Genomic DNA, 2,688 nt, shown 5'->3' with positions numbered 1-2,688 from the left:
ATAACAATCAAGAAAATAAGATCGAAACAATAATTATTGCAGCTAATATCCCAACAACATCAGCTAATAGCCCAACCTTTAATGCATCACCCATTTTTCTAATTCCGACAGCTCCAAAATAAACCGTTAATACATACAAAGTTGTATCAGTGCTTCCCTGCATTGTCGCTGCTAATACACCGATAAATGAATCTGGTCCATATGTTGCTATTATATCTGAAGTTAAACCTAATGCCGCAGTTCCTGAAATTGGTCGAATAAACGCAAGTGGAACAATTTCAGCAGGAATATGAAGCACTTCTAGTGCAGGCTTCATTAGATTCATAAGTGCCTCTAATGCCCCTGATGCGCGGAAAATGGAGATTGATACAAGCATTCCGACTAGATAAGGAATTATCGAAAAGGAAATTTTAATTCCTTCTTTTCCACCTTCAACAAAGGTTTCATAGGTTGGTACTTTTTTTACAGTTCCATAGATTAAGATAAAACCAATTATAATTGGGATTAACCATAATGAAATAATATTAATTATCCCCATATCTATCACCCTTTTCTCTTTCTACGATAATAGAAGAAACGATCAATAAGGATAGCTCCAATTGTGGAAATACATGTTGCAAGTAACGTCGGTCCGACAATGCTCGTTGGATTTGCAGAATCATAGGTAATCATGATGGCTATGACTGTTGTTGGAATCAAAGTTAAACTAGATGTATTAATCGCTAAAAAGGTAATCATTGAGCGACTTGCTTTATCAGAATTTCCATTTAAAACCTTTAATTGCTCCATTGCCTTTATTCCTAATGGTGTTGCAGCATTTCCTAAGCCAAATAAATTCGCCATCATATTTGAGAGCATATACCCCATTGCAGGATGATCAGCTGGTACCTCAGGGAACAGTCTTGATACAATTGGTTTAAATAGATTTCCAAGCTTTTCAAGCAAGCCAGCTGCCTCAGCGATTTTCATTAAACCTAACCAAAAGACTAGTACACTAATTAGACCTATTGAAATGGTAACTGCTTCTTTTCCACCCTTAAATATTGCTTCATTTACTTGATCCATTGTTCCATTAAACATGGCAAAAACAATTCCGATGACTGTTAATAGCATCCATATTAAGTTAACCATGCTGATTTACTCCTGATGCTATAAAGAATATTCGTTTAAATAATTCCCAAAATGAACCTTTTGGCTTTTCGACTTCTCCATTGTCAAAATACACAGGAACATTTGCCACATTTTTATTAGCTATTTTTACAGATAATTCTCCAACAACATTCGGTACATTCTCCACTTTCTTCCAATCCCTCTCAGGTTTTTGTAATTGGATATCAATTTTTACTTTTGATTGCTCCTTGGTTGTTAATGGGTAAACAATATCCCTCTTTATAAATACCTTCCCCTTGTAAAAATCGTTTCCAATTTTATTAAGTGTTCCTTGACCTTTCAATTTAACAAGATCATATTGTTCAAAAGCATAATTGTGTAAATTCATATGGTCTGTCCAATCATCCGGATCATTTAAGGTAACTACTATTGTATTCATCCCATCCTTTGAAGCCGTTGACACTAATGTTCGTTTTGCTCTTACCGTATAACCTGTTTTACCGCCAGTACTATATTTATACATACTTGTTAACAACTTATTTTTGTTACGCCATACTCTATCCCATTTTTCATTTGGATTTGGTGCTCGGTAAACCTTCGTACTTGAAATCTTCCGATATGTTTCGTTCTGCATTGCATACTGAGTTAATATCGCCATATCATATGCGGTTGAATAATGATCCTCATGATCGTCTAAACCATGTGGATTGGAAAAATGTGTGTTCGTCATGCCAATTTCTTGTGCCTTTTGATTCATCATCACGACAAATCCCTCTAAGCTACCTCCTACATGCTCAGCAATGGCTACACCTGAATCATTTCCCGAGCGCAGCATGAGCCCATATACTAAATCTTCTAGTTTTATTTTTTCACCTTTTTGTAAGTAAAGTGAAGAACCTTCCGCTTGTATTGCCCGTTCACTTACAGTAACAGTTTCATTAAGTTTACCGGATTCTATTGCAAGTATCGCAGTCATAATTTTTGTTATACTCGCTATTCTCATTTTTTTATGAGCATCCTTTTCATAAAGAATTCTCCCGGATTCTTGCTCTATTAAAATAGCAGTTCTTGCGCTAACACCAAGAGCGAGTGTTTGGTGTGGCAAAACGGTCAAAAGTAGGAATAAGATGATCATTCCTGTTGTAACTTTCTTTATGTACGGCAAAACAATCACGTCCTCTTACTTGTTTTGTACAAGTTTATGCAAGTGGACAAAGCTTATGTATGAAAAATTTTCTTAAGCTAGATTCTAACGTTTTAAAATGTAAGTCTTTTATTTCTTTTTGCTATCCAAATATGAATATAAGTTTTAGTAAACGAATCCTGTTTTGCTTTTCACTGAAGATTCGAGTGCCCTTAACTGCATTTTTTCGTAACACTAATAAAAAAGACCAGCTTCATCGTATGACGAAACTGGTCTTTAGCAAGAAAATCAATTTAATTCTTCTAATGTTTCATTAAATTTTTCAAAGAATAAATCTGCTTCCTCTTGTTCATAAGCATCCCCTGTTTTATCTGGAAGCGGTGGTAATTCCTCAATAGATTTTAATCCGAAATATTCGAGAAACTCTTTTGTCG

General features: G+C 35.0%; 3 protein-coding genes and 1 pseudogene. All 4 read right to left on the bottom strand.

What is annotated here, in order from left to right; all coding sequences use genetic code 11:
- Positions 1-7 precede the first annotated feature (7 nt).
- Positions 8-538: a spore maturation protein gene (locus HU235_RS04865; protein ID WP_095301083.1), complete on the bottom strand. Its 531-nt coding sequence runs from the start codon at positions 536-538 to the stop codon at positions 8-10.
- 5 nt (positions 539-543) lie between these two features.
- Positions 544-1,131, bottom strand: a complete 588-nt coding sequence (locus HU235_RS04860; RefSeq protein WP_095301082.1) for a nucleoside recognition domain-containing protein — start codon at positions 1,129-1,131, stop codon at positions 544-546.
- Positions 1,124-2,275, bottom strand: a complete 1,152-nt coding sequence (locus tag HU235_RS04855) for a D-alanyl-D-alanine carboxypeptidase family protein (RefSeq protein ID WP_370877242.1) — start codon at positions 2,273-2,275, stop codon at positions 1,124-1,126. The genes HU235_RS04860 and HU235_RS04855 overlap by 8 nt, the downstream gene beginning before the upstream one ends.
- Positions 2,276-2,542: 267 nt before the next feature.
- Positions 2,543-2,688 (bottom strand): annotated as a pseudogene (locus HU235_RS24980) (SMC-Scp complex subunit ScpB); the annotation flags it as partial.

The sequence above is a fragment of the Metabacillus niabensis genome, assembly GCF_902829255.1.
Classification (GTDB): Bacteria; Bacillota; Bacilli; order Bacillales; family Bacillaceae; genus Metabacillus; species Metabacillus niabensis.
The sequence above is the reverse complement of the archived record's forward strand: the minus strand, read 5'-3'. Positions and strand labels throughout refer to the sequence as shown.